Source organism: Arenimonas sp. (assembly GCF_044353605.1).
In the GTDB taxonomy this organism is placed as follows: domain Bacteria; phylum Pseudomonadota; class Gammaproteobacteria; order Xanthomonadales; family Xanthomonadaceae; genus Arenimonas.
This window is the reverse complement of record NZ_JBILBO010000010.1, coordinates 43,267-61,201: the sequence shown is the minus strand read 5'-3', so window position 1 is coordinate 61,201 and position 17,935 is coordinate 43,267. Positions and strand designations below refer to the sequence as shown.

The following is a 17,935-nucleotide window of genomic DNA, read 5'->3' as shown; positions in this document are numbered from 1 at the left end:
GTCCGAGCGCCGCCGTGAGCTGCGATTAATCACACTCATGGGCGCCCTTGCCGAAGCCGCGGAACATGGGCCGGAGGCCGGCATTGGCATCGATGAAACCAGTGCCTTGACCGTGCGTCTTGTCGCCAACGGCCTGCAACTGGAGTCCAGCGGCCAATCCGGCGCCTGGTGGTTTGAACGCCCCGGCGCGCGGACAGCGGTCGGCGGTTGGACCGTGCGCGGGCATTATCTCGCACCCGGCGCACGACTGCTCTGGCGCAATGCTCATATGCAGGTAGAAACCGCATCGGAAGCTATGCTCCTGAGCGCAACCATCAAAACCGGCGGTGATGTTCTGGAGCCGGAAATTCTCCGGAATGCGGTATGGCATATGGCACGTGATCGCGCACAGAGTGCCGAGCTCGAAGCTCTCGATTTCAGATTGCGGGTCAAGATTCAACCGACATCGCGCCATTGGCAGGGGCCGCAGGGCCAGCAGGGCATCACCGATCTGGAACTCACCCTGACGCGGCCCTGAGCTAATTCACCCCGATACGACAGCGCAGCGCCTAGGATGAAGGTCCGACACGGAGACCGGCCATGCACCGAAAACCTTTTTTGCCCAGCAAACCCTGCCTGTGCTGCGGCCGTCCCTTTGCATGGCGGAAAAAGTGGGAGCGCGACTGGAACCAGGTGAAATACTGTTCCGAGCGCTGCCGGCGTGAAGCGCCTAAAGCATGAAAACCGTCCGTCTGCTGCTGGGCGATCAACTCAATCCGCTGCATCCTTGGTTCGACCGGGTCGATCCGGAGGTGCTGTACGTGCTGATGGAGATCCGGCAGGAAACCGATTATGTACTGCATCATGCCCAGAAAATCCTGGCTATTTTTGCCGGCATGCGTGCGTTGGCGGAGCATCTGCGTTCAGCTGGACATCGTGTGCATTACATCGCCATCGATGCTCCGGAAAACCGTCAGAACCTGACTGAAAATCTGGATGCGCTTCTGACCGAAACCCAGGCCGGCTGTTTTGAATGGCAGGCACCGGATGAATACCGCTTGGATGCGCAGCTCGATGCCTGGTTCGCCGGAAGTGGCTTTGCTGGCGGAAAAACCTCCAGCATGCACTTCCTCGCCAACCGTTTCGAAGCGCGGAATCTGTTTGCCGGCAAGAAGCAGTGGCGCATGGAGAATTTTTACCGGCACATGCGCCGCAAACATGGCGTGCTGCTCGAGCCCGAGGGCAGTCCGGCTGGCGGCCAGTGGAACTTCGATGCCGAAAACCGCAAGCCTTGGCGCGGACAACCGCCCGAGCCCTTGGATCGGCGGCCGCTGCATGACCATACGCTGCTCTGGCAGACGATATGCGATGCCGGCGTACGGAGTTTCGGCAGCGATTCGGCCGCGGCTTTCCGATGGCCAGTGAACCGTGGCGAGGCCCTGGAAATGCTCACCGCATTCATCGACGCGGCGCTTCCCCATTACGGCGATTATCAGGATGCCATGAGTACGAATGCACCCCGTCTGTTCCATTCATTGCTGTCTTTTGCGCTGAACGTGAAGATGCTGCATCCGCAGGAGGTCATCGCCGCCGCCGAAACCGCCTGGCGGAGTGGTGCTGCCCCATTGGCGGCCGCAGAAGGTTTCATCCGGCAGATCCTGGGCTGGCGCGAGTATATCCGCGGCGTGTACTGGGCACATATGCCGGGTTATGAAAACAGCAATGCACTGGAACACACGCTTCCACTACCGCAATGGTTCTGGACCGGTAAAACGGACATGCGCTGTCTGCAGGAGAGCATCGGCAATTCGCTGGAGCATGCCCATGCCCATCATATCCAGCGCCTGATGGTCATCGGCAATTTCGCCCTGCTTGCCGGCCTTGACCCGCAAGCCCTGCACCGCTGGTATCTCGGCATCTACATCGACGCTTTCGAATGGGTCGAGTTGCCAAACACCTTGGGCATGAGCCAGTTCGCCGATGGCGGCCTGTTGGCCAGCAAACCCTACGCGGCCAGTGCCGCCTACATGCATCGCATGAGTGATTACTGCCGTGGCTGCAGGTACAAGCGCGATCAGCGGACCGGAAAGGATGCGTGTCCGTACAACGCGCTTTACTGGGATTTCCACCTCCGCCACGCCGATCGCCTTTCCAGAAATCCACGCATCGGCATGGTTTATCGCAATCTGGCGGCCATGGACGCGTCTGAAATCGAAAACATCCGACGCCGTGCAGCGGATCTGCGCGCGCATCTGGACCTGCTTTAGGCCGGGCGACCCGACTGACAAGCAACAAGTGCCTGGAATCCGAAATTCCATTCTTCGGAATTAATGCGCCTCGCCAAGATACGTGGAAACCTCGGCATAACTGCCGCGGAACACCACGCGCCCCGCCTTCAAACCGAGCTGATAGGCATACATCGGATCATAGTAGTCGCGCAGCAGCGGTTCGATCCAGGCCCGGTGCGCCTCCGGATTACCGCGGACGTGCGCCACCAATGCCGCGTTCATTTCGGACAGTAACTGGCTGTGGCGGTGACCGCCCAACCGACGCTGCAGCGTCGCCAGATTCTGGCGCAACTCTTCCGCGAAAGCGGCGAAACCAGCAACGTCACCGGCATGGGTCTGCCAATCGGAAAGATTTTGTAGGATGTAGTTATGGAAAGTATGCTCGACACGCTCTGCCAAGGACATCTCGACCACCGCCAAGGGCGCACGCATCGTGCTTTCACGCAGCACCTCGGGTACGGCGATGCGGCCGATCAAACGGCTTTCATCTTCCAGAACGATGGCGGCCTGCGGTGAGGCATGCCGGCGTTTGAGCAGGGCGATGGACAGGGCATTCTCGAAGCCGATCTGCGTCGGCTGCCCACCGAGTCGTTTGCCGAAAGCGCTGCCCCGGTGGTTGGCCAGTCCTTCCAGATCCACGGCGTTGGCCACCTCCTGCAGCAGTCGTGTTTTGGCGCAGCCGGTCTGGCCCGAGACGATGATGAAACGATGCTGAGCAGAGGCTTCCAGTTGTTGGATCAGAAACCGGCGCATGGCCTTGTAACCGCCGATGATGCGCGGAGAGTCGATACCGACTTCCTGCAGCCATTGCTGGCTGATGCGGGAACGCAGCCCGCCGCGGAAACAATAGAGGTAGCCATCTGGATGGGTTTCAGCGAAGGCACGCCAGACGGCAATTCGGCTTTCCTTGACCGGACCGTTGACCAACCGGTGGCCGAGGTCGATGGCTGCCTGCTGGCCCTGCTGTTTGTAACAGAGGCCAACCTGCGCCCGCTGCTCATCGTCCATCAGCGGCAGATTGACCGCCTGAGGAAACGCCCCTTCGGCAAATTCCCCGGGCGAGCGGGTATCTATGAATGGCGTATCCGCCAGAAACAGCCGGGCGAAATCGCGGCTGTCCGGCCGATTCAACGCAGATGCACCCATGGGCCGTCAGTCCGCGCCTGCAAACGGCCAATGCAGTGCGGGACAATACCGGCATCGCGCAATACCGTTTCAAGCGCCGGCGCATCCTCGGGGCATACGGCAATCAGCAGTCCACCGCTGGTTTGCGGATCGCACAGCAGCGCTTTCTGATACTCAGTCAAGGGCGCGACTTTATGTCCATAACTGGCGAAATTCCGGCCGGTTCCGCCCGGAACGCAAGCTTGGGCGATGTATCCGGGCACGGGTTCGAGCACCGGGATGGCATCGAACTCCAGTTCGGCCTGTACGCCGCTGCCTTCGCACATTTCCAGCAGGTGGCCGAGCAGCGCGAAGCCGGTGACATCGGTCACCGCTTTCACGCCGGGCATCGGCCCCAGCGCGGCGCCGACCGCGTTCAAACGGCACATGCTGGCAATGGCCAATCCTTCATGTTCGGGCCGCAGTTTTTTCTGCTTCTGGGCCGTGGTCAGAACGCCGACGCCCAAGGGCTTGGTCAGATAAAGCAGGCACCCGGCCTCGGCGGTGTTGTTCTGCTTCAAATGGGCCTTGGCCACCTGCCCGGTGACCGCCAGACCGAAAATCGGTTCCGGGGAATCAATGCTGTGGCCGCCGGCCAGAGCGATGCCGGCGTCATGGCAGGCCTGTCGACCACCGTCGACCACCTGTTGCGCCACTTCCGGCGGCAGCAGGTTGACCGGCCAACCCAGAATGGCGATGGCCATGATCGGCGTGCCGCCCATGGCATAGATATCGCTGATGGCATTGGTCGCGGCAATCCGACCGAAGTCGAAGGGGTCATCGGCAATCGGCATGAAGAAATCGGTGGTACTCAGGATGACCCGGTCATCACCCAGATCATAGGCAGCGGCATCATCCTTGCTGCTGTGTCCAACCAGTAGATTGGGATCGGATTTCAGATCAAGCTGTGTGGCCAAAATGGTGTCCAGCACCTGCGGCGAAATCTTGCAGCCGCAGCCGGCGCCATGGCTGTATTCGGTAAGTCTAATGGGAGAGGTATTCATCGCTCCATGATAGCAAACCCCGGCAATGACTTATGGCACAAGCCGGTCCCGCGATACCTACCCATAATGGCCACAATCTCCACCCTGATATCCTTCATGAAAAAGCTTCCGCTTGCTCTCAATTTACTGGCCATGGCCATCCCCGGCATGCTCGCCGCCCAGGACAGCCCAGCATTGACCATCCCGCGCATTGAGGGTGCCATGAAAGCCGACGGCAAGCTGGATGAGCCGTTCTGGCAGCAGGCGGCGGTGTCCGGCATGCCTTACGAAATCGGACCGGGTGAAAATACTCCAGCCGGGGCCGAAACCACGGTCTATATCGTCGATTCCGGCAAAAGCTTGCGGGTAGCCTTCAAAGCCAAGGATCCGGACCCGTCCAAGATCGTGGCCGTGCTGCGCGACCGCGACAGTGCATTTAAAGACGATTTTCTGGGCATCCGGATCGACACCTTCAATACCCAGCAGCGTGCCCTGCAATTCTTCGTTAGCGCGCGCGGCGTGCAGATGGACTTGACCTACGACGAAACCAACGGCAACGAAGATGAATCCTGGGATGCCATCTGGGATTCCGGCGCGCACATCGATGCCGACGGTTACACGGTGGAAATGGATATCCCCTACTCCAGCCTGAAATTCAAGCATTCCATCGAAGCCCAGCTCTGGGGCATCCAGTTCCTGCGAATCCGACCGCGTGAGAACCGCTTCGTCTATTCCGACCGCAAGGATGACCGCAATAACAAATGCGACCTGTGCCAGCAGAACAAGATCAGCGGCTTCGCCCATGCCGACCCGGGCAGGAACATCCTGGTCAATCCGACTCTGACCGCGGGTTACGGCGAAAACCGCAATGCGCCCGGTCAGGACTTCAGCAGAGACGGCAGCAACATCGATTTCGGGCTGGACCTGACCTGGTCACCGACGCCGAACAATACGCTCAGCGCGACCTACAATCCGGATTTCTCGCAGATTGAAATCGACGGCGCCCAGCTTGATGTCAATACCAGTTTCGCGCTGTTTTACCCCGAAAAACGGCCATTCTTCCTGGAGAGTGCCGATTTCTTCAGCACTCCGACGCAATTGGTGTATTCACGCAATATCGCCGACCCCGATTACGGCGTCCGCTTCACCGGCCGCAGCGACGACAACACCTACGGATTCTTCGGCGCCAGCGACACCCAGACCAATGTGCTGCGCCCTGGCCCCTTTGGTTCACGCATCGGGTTCATCAATGCCGAATCGACCGATCTGGTCGGCACCTACCGCTACAACCTGAATGCCACTTCCAATATCGGCACTCTGGTGACCCATCGCAGTGGCGGCGATTACCACAACACGCTGGTCAACCTGGATGGTAAATGGCAGAAAGGCGGCCATACCCTGTTGGCGCAATTCATGCACTCCGACACCGAGGATGCACTCGGTTACTCGGCCGTGCCGTTCACCGGTAACGCTTATCTGGTCAATTATGAATACCGCGATCGCGAAAAATCCTTCAATATCGGAAAACGTAGGAACGACCCAGGATTTCGCGCCGACATGGGCTTTGTCGGCCAGGTCGACTACGAACGCTGGGTCGTTGGCGGGTCGTACCGCTGGTATCCGAAAGAGCAATTTTTTAACCAGATTTCAATTAACGGCGACTGGGACATCACGCATCAGCTCACCGTTGACCGGCTAATGGAACGGGAGATCGAAGCGTATATCAGCGCCAGAGGCAAGATGCAAAGCTTTATTCAGACTGGTGGCGGACAACGTGAGCGTTTCTGGCGCGGCATCAACTACGATGAAACCTTCTATACGTTTTACGGTCAGTTCACGCCGTTCAAGTCCTGGCAGTTCGAGCTGTTCTACCGCGGCGGCGACCAGATCGACTTCCGCAACAATGCCCTGGGCCGTATCACCACGTTCGAGCCGGGCGTGACCGGGAGCATCAACGACAACATCAGCCTGAACCTGAATTATGTGGATGAAGCGCTCCGCCGCGATGGTGGCACGGTGTATCATGCGCGGTTGCTGGATACCCGGCTGTCCTGGCAGTTCAATCTGCGCCAGCGTCTGCGCCTGGCCGTCCAGTACGGCACCACCGACTTCGACCTGAGCCTGAACCCGGGCCAGACCGATGCCGAGCTGTCGGACTTCGGAACCCAGCTGGTGTATTCCTACAAGATCAACCCACGCACGGTGTTCTATGCCGGCTACAGCGACAACTACATCGGGTCCGACAGCATTGACAGCTTCCAGACCAATCGCTCGTTGTTTCTGAAGCTTGGCTACGCCTGGCAGCCTTGAGTCGTGCTTGAATCCGGACTGAATAAGCGGTCCAGCAGCGTTGCTGAAGACCGCCGATTGTAGCGGGCATCGGGCATACTGTGCCGAATCTTACCGGAGCCCATCCATGCTTTCCGCCCGTCTTTATGCTTTCCGACTGCTGTTCCCGATGCTGTTGCTGGCCGTTCTGGCCGGCTGCGCTTCCCTGCCCGAGTATGATCCACCCCGCATCGGCGTGGCCGGCATCGCTCCGCTCGCCGGACAAGGCAGCGAACTGCGCTTCAACGTCAAGCTGCGCATCCAGAACCCGAACCGGGTCGACATCAACTACAAAGGCGTGGTGGTTGATCTTTACATCGAAGGCAAGCGCGTGGCGACCGGCCTGAGCGACGTACCGGGCAAAGTACCCGCCTACGGCGAACTGGTCTATGACCTGCCGGTCACGGTCTCGACCCTGAATGCCATCGGACAGGCCTTCACCTTGATGCAGAAACCGCCGCAAAACGGCATCGGCTACGAGGTCCGCGGACGGCTCGATAGCGGTCTGTTCGGCACGGTTCGCTTCAGCGATAATGGACGCCTCACCCTGCCGAGATAATCCGATGACACCTGCCACCCGAATTCTGTTCTGCATCAGCCTTTGTCTCGGTTCCCAACAGCTTCTGGCCTGGGGCCAAACCGGCCACCGTGCCATCGGTGAAATCGCCGAAGCCAACATGCGTCCGGATGCTGTGAAAAAAGCCCGCGCCCTGCTCGACGGCCGTGATCTTGCCTATGCGTCCACCTGGGCCGATGAAATCCGCTCCGATCCCAAACGGTACAGCCACACGTTTAACTGGCATTACACCACCTGGCAGGATGAAGATGAGCGCTTTCATTCGGCGGACGAGACCAAGGACACGGGCTTTCTGCTGACCCAAGTGGACAAGCAGCTGGCCATCCTGAAAAACAGCAAAGCCCCGAAAGCCGAGCGCGCCGACGCCCTGCGTTTCGTGGTGCATCTGGTCGGTGATGCCCATCAGCCGCTGCATGTGGGTGGCGGCAACGACCGGGGCGGCAACACCTGCCGGGTGACCTGGTTCGGCAAAACCACCAACCTGCATTCGGTCTGGGATGGCGAAATCATCGAAGGCAACGGCCTGAGCTATACCGAATTGGCCGTCTTCGCCAGCCAAGGCCGGACCGCCGCCGACATTGCCGCGGCCAAACGCGGCGATATGCGCAGCTGGGCGCAGGAATCACGGAAATTGCGTAGCGAAATCTATCCGCCGGAAGTTCAGACGCCGAATGCACCAGTCACCTACCTGACCTATTGCCGTGAACCGGTTGCTGCTGAAGCCATGCCGAAACTGGGCTATGAGTACAGCTACCGCTTTCTGCCGATTGTGCACGACAGAATCTACGTCGCCGGCATCCGCCTGGCCCGCCTACTGGATGAAGCGCTTTAATCTTTAGAGCGTTTTCGAAAAAAGCCCGAGCGTGCGGGTCCAGGCCAGATCCGCCGCGGCTTTGTCATAGCGCGCGGTATTGGTGTCGTTGTGGAAGGCATGTTGCTTGCCGTCATACAGAAAACTCTCGAACCGGATGTTGGCGGCTTTCATGGCTGCTTCGTAAGCCGCGCGACCGGCATTGATGCGCTCATCCTGACCGGCGTAGTGCAGCATGACCCGGGCTTTGATCTGCGCCACCAATGCGGTTTCCGGTGCCATGCCATAGAAACAGACAGCGGCATCCAGATCCGGTTCGAACACCGCCAGTTGATTGACCATGCCGCCGCCCCAGCAGAAACCGACGGCACCGATGCGGCCGTTGCTTTCCGGCAGTGTTTTCAGGTAGGCCAAGGCCGCCATGCCGTTGTTGGGGGTTTCGGCACGGTTGAGCTTCGAGAACCACTCGCGCGCCGTGTCTTCATTGTCGGGGGTGCCGCCCAGCGGACTGAGGAAATCCAGAGCCAGGGCGTTGCAGCCGGCGAGTGCGGCACGGCGGGCGACATCGCGGATATGCGGATTGAGGCCACGATTTTCATGGATGACCAGCACCGAACCGCGCTTGCCCTTGGCGGCCGGCTGCGCCAAATAGCCCTTCAACTGATTTTTGGGGCCTGCGAATTCGATGGATTGCGTACGCAAACGCGGATCGGACTCCGGCACCAGTGCCGCATGCGCATAATTATTCTCCAGCAAAGGCAGTAATGCATAGGCGGCGGCCGTACTGCCGGCCAGCGACGCCAGCTGCTTCAGGAACACGCGCCGATCCAATGGCGCATGGGTGTATTCGTCGTAAAGATCGATAATCGGCTGTGGCAGATTGACTGGGGTGTTCATGGCGTGCTCCGTTGCAATTGACTGAGGATTTCCGGATCAACCGAACGTAAGTGCAGATCGCGCTGCGGATAAGGTATGGCAATGCCGGCCTCGATCAAGGCGGCATGGATATTCACGGCCAGGGCGCTGCGCACGAAGATCGCATCATCGTAATTATCGGTCCAGGCACGCACACTGAAATCAAGCGAACTGGCACCGAAACCCATGAACACCACCGATGGCGCCGGATTCCGGGTAACGCCATTCGCCGCCTCGGCCACAGCAGTCAGCACAGCCAGCACCTGTTTCGGGTCCGCATCATAAGACACGCCGATTGGAATTTCGATACGGCGCTTGTCGCTGCTGAGCGTCCAATTGATCATCTTCTCGGACAGGAGCATGCCATTGGGCACGATGACATCGGCGCCGTCGAAGGTGGTCAAGGTAGTGGCGCGCATGCCGATGTCACGGACCTTGCCTGTGGTATTCGAGACTTCCACGATGTCACCGGGCTGAACCGGGCGCTCGACCATCAGAATCAGGCCCGAAACGAAGTTCTTGACCACATCCTGCAGGCCGAGGCCGATACCGACGCTGAGCGCGCCGAGGATGATGGCCAGCTGCGAAATATGGAATCCGGCGGCGGCAAGCGCCACCATCAACCCCGTCAATAGCAGGGCGTAATAAGAAAGGGACGAGACGCTATTCGCTACCCCACGCGGTAGTTCCATGTTCGGCAGGATGTCTTCCGAAAGTACGCCCCGGATGGTTTTGGCCAGCCAGAATGACAAATACACGGAAATCCCGAAAAGCACGATGCTGCCGATGGTAATGGAGATGCTACCGAATTCAATGGCGAACGAGGCAATGGACTTCACAAGCGCCATCAACGGCCTGAAGACACGGAAAGCCGACAGAGCGCCGTAAAGCCAGAGCGCGGCAAGGGAAAAATTGAACAGCCCTGATATCACCTCCAGAAGACCGCCGGCATGCTGCGTTCGTGACTTCAGCCTTTCAGCGGTGCCGCGGAACAGCAATCGGGAAAATGCCCGCACCACATTGCCAACTGCGAAGAGGAACAGGCCCAGATAGGCTGTGTCCAGAGTAGCATCGGTCAACATGGCGGCCAAAGTGACGTTCCCGATGGCATTGGATATCACCGCAATCAGCATGACCAGAGCGCTCACCCCGATGATGATGCGCAGCAGCAGCTGCCGGTTAGTCCTGGTTTTCAGTTCCGTCCGCGAGCGGTAAAGCAGCCAGGCGAGCGTTCCAAGCATCAACAGGCCATTAAAGAGCACCGTCAGACGGAACAGGATCGGATTCTGGGACAGCAGAAACGCCAGCAGATTGATGACATAGAAAACCGCCGTCAGATACATCCAGCGTCCGATGCCGTCATGTACATGCTGTGGTTGCAGCCGCATGACCGGCAGCCAGGCCAGCAGCATCAATAGCTGGATGCGGATCATCGGTCCGGACATCTGCAGCAGCAGCAGCCCCATGACGGTCAGCAACAGCCAGGCCGAGAACGGACGGGTCAGGGTCTTGCGGTATTGCTCCAGACGCGAATCGCTTTTTAGAAGTGTCTTGGCACTGTATGAAAGCCAAAAAAACAACGGCAACAGAAGCAATGCGAAAATCCAGAATACACGTTCCGGCCTTGCATTGGCCCGGTCGAACTCGGCTCTGAAATCTTCTTCAATGCTGAGTCCCTTCTTCAGGGACTCCAAATCCCCAGCCTCATTGGAGCCCGATGTGGTCAGAGCAATGTAGAGGTTCTCGGAATCGAGCACGGCAAGGTCATGATCAACCGAGTCAATTTGCTTGCGTACCGCGTCCAGATTCCGGCTGACGCGTGCCTGAATGATACTGGCATCACGGCCAAGATCCAGTAACTTGGTCAATGGCTGGGATATCGCCTGATCGGCCTTTTCGAACTCGATCAGAAGTTCATCCAAGCTGCGCAGCAACGGAACCGCGAGAGTCCCGGCGGCCGCGGTGCGGGTGTTTATCCAGACCTGCTTGCGCGCGGCAAGTTCGGCTGCATCTTCGGAGAGCGGCTTTGCCGCAGATTGCAGCCGGCTTTGCCACTGTGTAAGTTCGCGGTCAAGAAAACTCCAATGCCGGTCCAGGCTTTCGAGCCGTGAAATCTGCACACCCTCAAGCTTGCTACTCTGCGACTTCTGCGAAAGTGTGCTGACGCTTTTCTGGATTTCCTTCAGTTGACGGGCCATGGCCTCGGCTTTGCTGGAAGATTGCGCCCTCAGCATGGCCTCTTGGATGAAACGCTCGTCTTCTTCCCGCTTCAGTGGAATATTGGCAATGGCAATGGTAGCCGGCGCCTCCACTTTTTCTTCGGCAGGCGCCGGCTCTGCCTTGCTCAGTCCCGGAATCTGGGCCATCGCTGCCATCGGCAGCAACAGCGCGACGAATGCATAACGAAGTTGTTGACGGCAATTCATGGAAACTCCGGACTCAGGGCTGGGCTTTGCGCGGCAAGGGTTCATCGCGCATGGCCGTCAGATAGGCCAGCGTGGCGACCACAACCGCCGACTGGCGCAGGTCTTCGGCCTGCAGGTGGTCGAGTCCATCGAGGTGGGTGTGATGGACATGGGTGAAGTAATCGAGATTGTCCTGTACGAACTGGAATCCCGGAATGCCCACGCGGTCGAAGGGAATATGATCGGTGCTGCCGGTGTTGCGGTTGGTGACGGTGGTCACGCCAATATCCGCCATCGGCACGATCCACTGTTTGAAAACCTCGGCTGCAGCCAGATTTTCCTGGGCATAGATGCCGCGGATGCGGCCGCCGCCGTTGTCATAGTTGTAGTAAGCCGAAATCCTTTTGTGATCGGCCTTGTAGACCGGCGGCAGGGGCGATTCCTGCAAAGATCGCGGAAGGTCTTTCAGCTTGGGATCTGCCGGTGGCGGCAATTCGGCAAAGTGCTTCTCGACATAGGCACTCGAACCGAGAAGGCCCTGCTCCTCACCGCTCCAGAGGCCGATGCGGATGGTGCGCTTGGGTTTCAGGCCGCTGGCTTTGAGAATCCGCATGGCTTCCATCATGACCGCCACGCCGGCGGCGTTGTCCGCCGCACCGGTACCGGTGTGCCAGGAATCCAGATGCGCACCGATCATCACTAGTTCGTTTTTACGGCTGCCGCCGGGAAGATCGGCCAGGGTGTTGTAGGCCATGCGGTCATCCTCGGAGGTGAACTGCGCCTTGACATCAACCGAGAGCCGGACCATTTCCTTCTTTTCGATCAGGCGCAGAATCTGGTTGTAATGCTCAGTGATCATCACCAATGCCGGAACGCCGACCGGTTCACCGGCCTTGCGCGAACCGCCGCCCGTGACCCGGAGGATGCCGTTGTCCCAGGAACTCAGGCTGACCGTGGCTACCACGCCTTCTTCGGCCATGAATCGGTTGCTGAAGACAGTGAACTCCCGCTGCTTCAGGAAGGCCTCGGCATCGGTAGCGCGCTTCTTGGGGTCGAGAGGCGCGGGAATCGGTGATGCCTGCAACTCTTTCAGCTTGTCTTCGTCGTACCGCGTGAAATCCGGCTTGTCGGCCGGTTTGTATTCACGGGCATCACTGATGAACAGGATTTTTCCTTTCAGCTGGCCTTTATGCTTTTCCAGATCCTCGCGGGTTTTCGCCACCAGCAGCATGGCTTCGCCCTCAACCGGGCCGGCGGTTCCCGGCGTCCAGGCCTTCGGCAAGGCGCTGAGGGTAAATGCACGTGGCGCGGTCATGTTGACCGAGGCGGATTGGTATTGCCAGCCACGGCCGAACGGACCAAAGGCTTCCAGTCGGGCGTTACTGAGGCCCCATGCGGCCAGTTGGTCACGTGTCCAGGCATTGGCGGCAGTCATCTGCGGGGAGTTGCTCAGGCGCGGTCCGATCTTCTCGGTCAAGGTGGTGACGGTCTCCATGACTTTCGAATTGGAAAAGCCCTCCTGGCGTATTTTCGCCAAGGCCGAATAATCAATCGGCTCCGCTGCGGACACTGCCGCCGACAAGGACAAGACCGCCAAAGACAAAAGGACACGCATGAAAACTCCCCGGAAAAGAACATTGAATGGCGCTGATGCGCATGGTCCGATTATAAACGGACAATTCCGTGTTAAGGCGGAACGGGCGTCAATCCGCCGATTTCAGCAAATGCGGGAAATACTGCCGCAGTTTTCCGGCCTTGGGCGCGGAAACACCGCGGATATAGGGCTGGTCCGGATTGCGGGTCGCATAGTCGAAGTGGTAGCGTTCGGCCAGGTAAAAGATCTGGCCGGGCTCGATGGTGGTCGCAATCGGGGCCAGGAAAATACCGGCATCGCCCAGCTCCCGGATATAGGACCGCAAAAGTTGTTCCTGTTGCCCATCCTGAGGAAACACCGCGGAGCGGTACTGGCTGCCGATATCATTGCCCTGCCGGTTCAGCTGGGTCGCATCGTGGGCCACGGCAAAGAACACCTGCAACAGCGCCGGAAATCCAATGACCGCGGGGTCGTATTCGATCCGGATGGCCTCGGCATGACCGCTGACGCCGGTGCACACCGCCTCATAGTTGGCACGCTCGGCCCGGCCTCCGGCATAACCCGGGGCGATGCTGCGGACCCCGTCCAGGGCGCCGAACACGGCTTCCGTACACCAGAAGCAACCACCGGCCAGGATGGCAACGCCGCAATCCATCGCCGGCGGTAAAGGCATCCCGGGTGGTGGAACCTGCTCCGGAGAGACGCTCAGATTCAAGCCGGGGATGGCGCAGACGCTCATGATTCACAATTCCTTGCCGCTTTGACGGCATACTGGATGTAAGGTAGCTGGATTGATTTTGCCCTGTAAGTTTAGCTCCGGTAGCGCGACCAATCCGTGAAGCCACCGTCTGCATCAGGATAGACCATGAACGATATGAGCCATATTCCCGCCTCCGAAATCACGCCCGAATCGGTGTATCTGCGGCGCCGGGAGCTGATCGGCGCCGGTCTGGCCACCCCGCTGCTGGCATTAACCGGTTGCAGCGAAGCCAAGGAACCTGCGGCCGTGAACCGTCCGAAGGATAGCCCAGATGGCTTCCGAACGGCGGATACCCTGACGCATTTCGAGGATGCCAGCAGTTACAACAATTTTTATGAGTTCGGGACCGGCAAAACCGACCCGGCTAAAAATGCCCATCGCTTGCGCACCCTGCCCTGGGTCGTGTCGGTGGAAGGCGAAGCGGAAATCACCGGCGCCTATCATCTCGACAAGTTGCTCAAAGGCATGGCCGTCCAGGACCGCATTTACCGTCTGCGTTGCGTGGAGGGCTGGTCGATGGTCATTCCCTGGCAAGGCGTTCCGCTGGCAGAGATCATCAAACGCTTCAAGCCGACCTCGAAGGCCAAATACGTCGCGTTCTACAGCAAAGCCGACCGCGAGCAGATGCCCGGAATGGCCTATGAGAGTATTCCTTGGCCCTACCGTGAGGGCCTGCGCATCGACGAGGCCATGAACCCGTTGACGCTGCTGGCCACCGGTATGTATGGCAAACCGATGCCGAACCAGAACGGCGCGCCGATGCGTCTGGTGGTGCCCTGGAAATACGGCTTCAAGAGCATTAAGTCGATCGTACGCATCGTGTTCACCGAAAAAATGCCGCAAACCAGCTGGAACATGCTGCAGCCCGAGGAATACGGGTTTTATTCCAACGTCAACCCGGCGGTCGATCACCCGCGCTGGAGCCAGGCCAGCGAACGCCGCATCGCCGGAACGGACAGCAAGCTGTTTGGCCAACGCATCGCCACCCTGCCCTTCAATGGCTACGCCAAGCAGGTGGCCCATCTCTATAAAGGCATGGATCTGCGCAAGTGGTTCTGAGCCACATGGACTGGCGCTGGTTCGGTCTGAAGACGGCAGCGCACGCGCTTGCCGTGTTGCCGGCGGTCTTGCTCATCACCAACGCCCTCAATGACCGGCTCGGCGCCGACCCGGTCGCGGCACTGACCCACCAAACCGGCGAATGGGCGTTGCGCCTGCTGCTGCTGAGTTTGGCCATGACGCCGCTAAGGATGGTCCTGAAACAGGCCTGGCCTATAAGATTTCGTCGCTTAATTGGTCTCTATGCCTTTTTCTATGCCAGTCTGCATTTCGCGGTGTATTTGTTTCTCGATTTGGGCAGCGGCTATTGGTCGCAGATCGGTGCCGACATCCTGAAACGACCCTTCATCACGGTCGGCTTCACGGCTTGGCTGCTGCTGTTGCCGCTGGCACTGACCTCGAACCGGTGGATGATGCGATTGCTGAAAAAGAACTGGCAGCGCCTGCACCGGCTGGCCTATGCCATCGGCGTACTGGCCGTGCTGCACTACTGGTGGCTGGTGAAATCGGATATCCGCGAGCCCTTGCTGTATGCGGCAATTCTTGCCCTGTTGTTGGGCATTCGCCTGTTTGCGCATTTGAAGGTCCGTCGTACCGCGGTATAATGCCTCATGGGATCCGTGACGCTTTATCACAACCCGGCATGCAGTAAATCCCGTGACACCCTCGCGTTGATCCGCGCCGCCGGCATCGAGCCGGTTGTCATCGACTACCTGCAAAATCCGCTTTCCCGGCATGACCTGGAAGCCTTGCGCATCGCTCTGGATCTTCCGGTCGTTTGCCTGCTGCGCACCGGCGATACACGCTATGCCGAGATGGGATTGGACGCGCCCGATTGCAGCGATGAACAGCGCATGCAGGCACTGGTTGCGGAACCATCCCTGTTCAACCGGCCGGTGGCTACAAGCGCATTTGGCACCCGTATCTGCCGCGCACCGGAAACGGTACTGGAAATACTTCCGAAATAAACAAGAGGCCTTTATGCATCAGGGATCATGCCTTTGCGGCGCCGTCCGCTTTGAAATCAATGCCGAGCTACATAGCCCTGATGCTTGCCACTGCCGGCAATGCCGAAAGCACTCAGGCCATTACTGGGCCTCCACCGATGTCAGTCGCATCGCACTTTCCATTCAAGGCGACGAAAACATCGCCTGGTATGCATCCTCTGAAAAAGTCCGCCGCGGATTTTGCAAAACATGCGGGTCGTCGTTGTTCTGGGACCCCATCCACAAGGATAAGATAGCGGTAGCCATGGGCGCTTTGGATGGCCCGACCGGCACCCAGCTCAGCATGCATATCTTCACTTCCGAAAAAGGCGATTACTACCGGATCTCCGATGGCATCACCCAGCACCTGCGCTAAAGCCGGCGTCAATAACCCGGCAATTCGTTCGGGCGCAGATCCCAGACCAGCACTTCGGCGTTCTCGCCTTTGCTGAAATTCAGTGCTGTTTCCCGGCGAACACGGGCGCCATCACCCGCCGTCAAACGCACGCCATTGACCTCAAGTGCGCCCCGGGCCACATGCAGATAGGCATAGCGGTTGTCTGCCAGCGCCAAATCGAAGCTTTCATCAGCATCGAACAGACCGGCATACACCCGCACATCCTGATAGACGTTGAGCGAGCCCTCCACGGAATCCGGCGAAATGATCAAGCGAAGTTTTCCGCGTTTCTCTGCCGCATCAAACTTTACTTCTTGATAGCGTGGCGCAACACCACGCCGATCCGGCACGATCCAGATCTGCAGCAAATGGACACGTTCACTTGCTGATGGATTGAATTCACTGTGCCGGATACCGGTTCCGGCACTCATCATCTGCACGTCACCGGGACGGATGATTGACCCAGTGCCCATCGAGTCCTTGTGCTCGAGCGCGCCTTCGAGGATGTAGGTGAAGATTTCCATATCCTGATGCGGGTGCGTGCCGAAACCCATTCCGGGCTGGACCACATCGTCGTTGATCACCAGAAGGTCGGAAAAACCCTGCTGTTTCGGGTCCCGGTAATGACCGAACGAAAAGCTGTGCCAGGTATCGAGCCAGCCAAAGTTGAAATGACCTCGTTCGCCGGCCTTGCGTATATCGATCATGACGTGCTCCTTGAAAGGGAATGGGGCATCTTCCATTAAAGCGGCAATCTGATAAAGTGGGATTCATCCAAATGATTGTTCCAAGTTTGCAACAATGCTCAACAACCTGAACGACATCGCCCTATTCGTGGCCGTGGTCAAGGCCAAAAGCTTCCGCAAGGCTGCGGATGTCTTGGACATGCCCACGTCGACGCTATCGCGCCGGGTCAGTCATCTAGAAAAGAGCATTGGAATCCGCTTGCTGCACCGGACCACCCGTCAAATCGAACTGACTGAGCTGGGACGCACCTATTTCGAGCGCTGCCAGGGCATCATTGCACAGGCCCAGAGCGCGCATGAGGAATTGAGTCATGCGGCGGAATCGCCCAGCGGCATGCTGCGGCTGTCGATGGTGGAGGAGTTCGCCGCCGATTACATCATTCCTTACCTGCCCGAGTTCCGCAGCCTGCACCCTGGCATCCGCTTTGAATTCGACATCAACCCGCGCCGCGCCAACCTGATTTCCGATTCGGTCGATATCGCCTTCCGCATGGGACAGGTCAGCGATTCCGGACTGATTGCCCGAAAATTGGCGGTGTTCAAGGTCGGACTGTATGCTTCCCCTGGGTACCTGAAGAAAGCGCCGAAGCTGAAAATCCCTGCCGATCTGGCGGCACACAGTTGCTTGCAATTGGCCGCGCTGGATTTCCAGCTGATCAAAGGCAGCCAGCGAACCGTGCATAAAATCAAAACTCCGGCCTACGCCTCCAACAGCATGAGCCTGCTGAAGAGCATCGCGCTGCGCGATGCCGGCATCGCCATCCTTTCCGTGCCCATGGCACACAGCGCGGTCAGCCGCGGCGAACTGGTGCGGGTACTGCCGGACTGGTGTCCGCCCGAAGTGCCCGTTTATGCCCTGACTGAAACCCGTCTGCTGCCCGCCAAAACACGCACCTTTCTCGATTACCTGCAAGACCAACTCACATCCTGACCCGGACACCTC

Annotated in this window: 18 protein-coding genes; 11 read left to right on the top strand and 7 right to left on the bottom strand. The window is 58.8% G+C overall.

From position 1 onward, the window contains the following. The 3 genes from ACIQ1A_RS07390 to ACIQ1A_RS07380 form a co-directional block, all read left to right on the top strand. A partial coding sequence (locus ACIQ1A_RS07390; RefSeq protein ID WP_395770420.1) for a hypothetical protein occupies positions 1 to 517 on the top strand: 517 nt, incomplete at its 5' end. A 62-nt stretch (positions 518 to 579) separates the two neighbouring features. Beyond that, on the top strand, positions 580 to 720 hold the full coding sequence (locus ACIQ1A_RS07385; RefSeq protein WP_395770419.1) for a DUF2256 domain-containing protein: 141 nt from the start codon (positions 580 to 582) through the stop codon (positions 718 to 720). Beyond that, complete coding sequence (locus ACIQ1A_RS07380; RefSeq protein ID WP_395770418.1) at positions 717 to 2,246, top strand: cryptochrome/photolyase family protein; 1,530 nt, start codon at positions 717 to 719, stop codon at positions 2,244 to 2,246. The genes ACIQ1A_RS07385 and ACIQ1A_RS07380 overlap by 4 nt, the downstream gene beginning before the upstream one ends. Positions 2,247 to 2,306: 60 nt before the next feature. Here the strand turns inward: ACIQ1A_RS07380 and mnmH are convergent, their stop codons facing one another. Then, positions 2,307 to 3,413 carry a tRNA 2-selenouridine(34) synthase MnmH gene (mnmH, locus tag ACIQ1A_RS07375; protein ID WP_395770417.1) on the bottom strand — a complete coding sequence of 369 codons (1,107 nt, stop codon included), beginning with the start codon at positions 3,411 to 3,413 and terminating at the stop codon, positions 2,307 to 2,309. After that, a complete protein-coding gene (selD, locus tag ACIQ1A_RS07370) occupies positions 3,395 to 4,435 on the bottom strand; it encodes a selenide, water dikinase SelD (RefSeq protein WP_395770416.1) in 1,041 nt (346 codons plus the stop codon). The genes mnmH and selD overlap by 19 nt, the downstream gene beginning before the upstream one ends. A 96-nt stretch (positions 4,436 to 4,531) precedes the next feature. On the opposite strand from selD, the gene ACIQ1A_RS07365 reads away from it, so the two are divergent. The 3 genes from ACIQ1A_RS07365 (at position 4,532) to ACIQ1A_RS07355 (ending at position 8,151) form a co-directional block, all read left to right on the top strand. Further along, positions 4,532 to 6,724: a DUF5916 domain-containing protein gene (locus ACIQ1A_RS07365; protein WP_395770415.1), complete on the top strand. Its 2,193-nt coding sequence runs from the start codon at positions 4,532 to 4,534 to the stop codon at positions 6,722 to 6,724. Positions 6,725 to 6,830: 106 nt separating this feature from the next. Next, a complete protein-coding gene (locus ACIQ1A_RS07360; protein WP_395770414.1) occupies positions 6,831 to 7,301 on the top strand; it encodes an LEA type 2 family protein in 471 nt (156 codons plus the stop codon). A 4-nt stretch (positions 7,302 to 7,305) separates the two neighbouring features. Next, a complete protein-coding gene (locus tag ACIQ1A_RS07355; RefSeq protein ID WP_395770413.1) occupies positions 7,306 to 8,151 on the top strand; it encodes a S1/P1 nuclease in 846 nt (281 codons plus the stop codon). A gap of 3 nt (positions 8,152 to 8,154) precedes the next feature. On the opposite strand, the gene ACIQ1A_RS07350 is transcribed toward ACIQ1A_RS07355, so the two are convergent. The 4 genes from ACIQ1A_RS07350 to msrA all read right to left on the bottom strand — a co-directional run bounded on the left by ACIQ1A_RS07350 (position 8,155) and on the right by msrA (position 13,783). After that, a complete protein-coding gene (locus ACIQ1A_RS07350; RefSeq protein WP_395770412.1) occupies positions 8,155 to 9,027 on the bottom strand; it encodes a dienelactone hydrolase family protein in 873 nt (290 codons plus the stop codon). Then, positions 9,024 to 11,471, bottom strand: coding sequence for a mechanosensitive ion channel domain-containing protein (locus tag ACIQ1A_RS07345; RefSeq protein ID WP_395770411.1), 2,448 nt, complete (start codon positions 11,469 to 11,471; stop codon positions 9,024 to 9,026). Before ACIQ1A_RS07345 ends, ACIQ1A_RS07350 begins: the two co-directional genes overlap by 4 nt. A 13-nt stretch (positions 11,472 to 11,484) precedes the next feature. Further along, positions 11,485 to 13,065: a M20/M25/M40 family metallo-hydrolase gene (locus ACIQ1A_RS07340; protein WP_395770410.1), complete on the bottom strand. Its 1,581-nt coding sequence runs from the start codon at positions 13,063 to 13,065 to the stop codon at positions 11,485 to 11,487. A gap of 88 nt (positions 13,066 to 13,153) precedes the next feature. Continuing rightward, a complete protein-coding gene (msrA, locus tag ACIQ1A_RS07335) occupies positions 13,154 to 13,783 on the bottom strand; it encodes a peptide-methionine (S)-S-oxide reductase MsrA (RefSeq protein ID WP_395770409.1) in 630 nt (209 codons plus the stop codon). A gap of 126 nt (positions 13,784 to 13,909) precedes the next feature. On the opposite strand from msrA, the gene msrP reads away from it, so the two are divergent. Genes msrP through ACIQ1A_RS07315 form a run of 4 tightly spaced genes read left to right on the top strand, consistent with a single transcriptional unit; the run spans position 13,910 to position 16,225 of the window. Beyond that, a complete protein-coding gene (gene msrP, locus ACIQ1A_RS07330; protein ID WP_395770408.1) occupies positions 13,910 to 14,863 on the top strand; it encodes a protein-methionine-sulfoxide reductase catalytic subunit MsrP in 954 nt (317 codons plus the stop codon). Positions 14,864 to 14,868: 5 nt separating this feature from the next. After that, positions 14,869 to 15,468, top strand: a complete 600-nt coding sequence (locus ACIQ1A_RS07325; protein ID WP_395770421.1) for a sulfite oxidase heme-binding subunit YedZ — start codon at positions 14,869 to 14,871, stop codon at positions 15,466 to 15,468. 6 nt (positions 15,469 to 15,474) lie between these two features. Next, complete coding sequence (gene arsC / locus ACIQ1A_RS07320; protein ID WP_395770407.1) at positions 15,475 to 15,831, top strand: arsenate reductase (glutaredoxin); 357 nt, start codon at positions 15,475 to 15,477, stop codon at positions 15,829 to 15,831. Positions 15,832 to 15,844: 13 nt separating this feature from the next. Continuing rightward, complete coding sequence (locus tag ACIQ1A_RS07315; RefSeq protein WP_395770406.1) at positions 15,845 to 16,225, top strand: GFA family protein; 381 nt, start codon at positions 15,845 to 15,847, stop codon at positions 16,223 to 16,225. An 8-nt stretch (positions 16,226 to 16,233) separates the two neighbouring features. Here the strand turns inward: ACIQ1A_RS07315 and ACIQ1A_RS07310 are convergent, their stop codons facing one another. Further along, positions 16,234 to 16,953: a pirin family protein gene (locus tag ACIQ1A_RS07310; RefSeq protein ID WP_395770405.1), complete on the bottom strand. Its 720-nt coding sequence runs from the start codon at positions 16,951 to 16,953 to the stop codon at positions 16,234 to 16,236. A 94-nt stretch (positions 16,954 to 17,047) separates the two neighbouring features. Here ACIQ1A_RS07310 and ACIQ1A_RS07305 point away from each other — a divergent pair, with 94 nt between their 5' ends. Beyond that, positions 17,048 to 17,923 (top strand): LysR substrate-binding domain-containing protein, encoded by an 876-nt coding sequence (locus tag ACIQ1A_RS07305; RefSeq protein ID WP_395770404.1) that lies wholly within the window; start codon positions 17,048 to 17,050, stop codon positions 17,921 to 17,923. Positions 17,924 to 17,935: the final 12 nt, after the last annotated feature.

What these genes read in the sequence shown, in the direction of transcription:
- ACIQ1A_RS07365 (WP_395770415.1), top strand. Translation starts at nt 4,532, where the DNA reads ATGAAAAAGCTTCCGCTTGCTCTCAATTTACTGGCCATGGCCATCCCC.
- arsC (WP_395770407.1), top strand. Translation starts at nt 15,475, where the DNA reads ATGGGATCCGTGACGCTTTATCACAACCCGGCATGCAGTAAATCCCGT.
- ACIQ1A_RS07360 (WP_395770414.1), top strand. Translation starts at nt 6,831, where the DNA reads ATGCTTTCCGCCCGTCTTTATGCTTTCCGACTGCTGTTCCCGATGCTG.
- msrP (WP_395770408.1), top strand. Translation starts at nt 13,910, where the DNA reads ATGAACGATATGAGCCATATTCCCGCCTCCGAAATCACGCCCGAATCG.
- ACIQ1A_RS07385 (WP_395770419.1), top strand. Translation starts at nt 580, where the DNA reads ATGCACCGAAAACCTTTTTTGCCCAGCAAACCCTGCCTGTGCTGCGGC.
- msrA (WP_395770409.1), bottom strand. Translation starts at nt 13,783, where the DNA reads ATGAGCGTCTGCGCCATCCCCGGCTTGAATCTGAGCGTCTCTCCGGAG.
- ACIQ1A_RS07345 (WP_395770411.1), bottom strand. Translation starts at nt 11,471, where the DNA reads ATGAATTGCCGTCAACAACTTCGTTATGCATTCGTCGCGCTGTTGCTG.
- ACIQ1A_RS07350 (WP_395770412.1), bottom strand. Translation starts at nt 9,027, where the DNA reads ATGAACACCCCAGTCAATCTGCCACAGCCGATTATCGATCTTTACGAC.
- ACIQ1A_RS07380 (WP_395770418.1), top strand. Translation starts at nt 717, where the DNA reads ATGAAAACCGTCCGTCTGCTGCTGGGCGATCAACTCAATCCGCTGCAT.
- mnmH (WP_395770417.1), bottom strand. Translation starts at nt 3,413, where the DNA reads ATGGGTGCATCTGCGTTGAATCGGCCGGACAGCCGCGATTTCGCCCGG.
- selD (WP_395770416.1), bottom strand. Translation starts at nt 4,435, where the DNA reads ATGAATACCTCTCCCATTAGACTTACCGAATACAGCCATGGCGCCGGC.
- ACIQ1A_RS07325 (WP_395770421.1), top strand. Translation starts at nt 14,869, where the DNA reads ATGGACTGGCGCTGGTTCGGTCTGAAGACGGCAGCGCACGCGCTTGCC.
- ACIQ1A_RS07315 (WP_395770406.1), top strand. Translation starts at nt 15,845, where the DNA reads ATGCATCAGGGATCATGCCTTTGCGGCGCCGTCCGCTTTGAAATCAAT.
- ACIQ1A_RS07310 (WP_395770405.1), bottom strand. Translation starts at nt 16,953, where the DNA reads ATGATCGATATACGCAAGGCCGGCGAACGAGGTCATTTCAACTTTGGC.
- ACIQ1A_RS07355 (WP_395770413.1), top strand. Translation starts at nt 7,306, where the DNA reads ATGACACCTGCCACCCGAATTCTGTTCTGCATCAGCCTTTGTCTCGGT.
- ACIQ1A_RS07305 (WP_395770404.1), top strand. Translation starts at nt 17,048, where the DNA reads ATGCTCAACAACCTGAACGACATCGCCCTATTCGTGGCCGTGGTCAAG.
- ACIQ1A_RS07340 (WP_395770410.1), bottom strand. Translation starts at nt 13,065, where the DNA reads ATGCGTGTCCTTTTGTCTTTGGCGGTCTTGTCCTTGTCGGCGGCAGTG.